This window comes from Amphritea pacifica (assembly GCF_016924145.1).
In the GTDB taxonomy this organism is placed as follows: Bacteria; Pseudomonadota; Gammaproteobacteria; order Pseudomonadales; family Balneatricaceae; genus Amphritea; species Amphritea pacifica.
The window spans coordinates 1-360 of record NZ_JAFFZO010000156.1 but is presented as its reverse complement, the minus strand read 5'-3'; the positions used below and the strand labels follow the sequence as shown (position 1 = coordinate 360).

Below are 360 nucleotides of genomic sequence, written 5' to 3'. Positions count from 1 at the left end.
CGGTTCAACAGGGGCCGCGGGTGCTCATGCCCACACAAGTGGTTTAAGGATGAACAGTTCTGGCTGGAGTCAGTATGGAACAGCAACCATTACAGGAAGTTTATCCACAGTTAAAGGAACCAGCACACAGGGTATTGCTTATTTATCGAAAACGGACAGTCAGGGCAGCCACAGTCACTCATTGTCCGGTACAGCCGTGAGTGCCGGTGCACATGCGCATACAGTTGGTATTGGTGCGCACCAGCATCCGGTTGTTATCGGTGCTCATGCCCATTCTTTCAGTATTGGTTCACACGGACACACCATCACCGTTAACGCTGCGGGTAACGCGGAAAACACCGTCAAAAACATTGCATTTAA

The 360-nt window shown here is 50.6% G+C and carries 1 protein-coding gene; it reads left to right on the top strand.

All coding sequences use genetic code 11. From position 1 onward, the window contains the following. Positions 1 to 49: 49 nt before the first annotated feature. The coding region (locus JW499_RS21870; RefSeq protein WP_463427526.1) for a hypothetical protein at positions 50 to 360 on the top strand (311 nt) is incomplete at its 3' end.